Source organism: Pseudoalteromonas ostreae (genome assembly GCF_018069805.1).
Classification (GTDB): Bacteria; Pseudomonadota; Gammaproteobacteria; order Enterobacterales; family Alteromonadaceae; genus Pseudoalteromonas; species Pseudoalteromonas ostreae.
Genome location: NZ_JAGPYN010000093.1, coordinates 1 through 305 on the forward strand (window position 1 = coordinate 1; position 305 = coordinate 305).

Here is a 305-nt window from a genome sequence, read left to right on the forward strand (position 1 = left end):
ATGATGGTCAGTGTGGGGCCACAATAATCCACAAACAGCTTTTCACCGCCTTTATGATGCTGACGCATCGACAACCGTTGTTTTCCCAACCATTGCCGATAGGCGCGGCAGAAGTGGCTATAGCTGTAATAAGGCTCACCAACTTTCTCACGTAATTCATCGAATACTAACTGCAACGTTAAATGTTTGTGCTGCTTTAAATCCCTGTTGATAGCGAGCCAATCAGGTGTTGGATATCTTTTCTGACGGGTTGAGAAGTCCCTGACTTTTGTCTTAAGAAACGTACCGTGTTGTTTATCTTCAGG

1 pseudogene is annotated in these 305 nt (G+C 44.6%); it reads right to left on the reverse strand.

The features are described 5' to 3' along the window. Window positions 1-305: pseudogene (locus tag J7338_RS20660) on the reverse strand (IS21 family transposase); the annotation flags it as partial.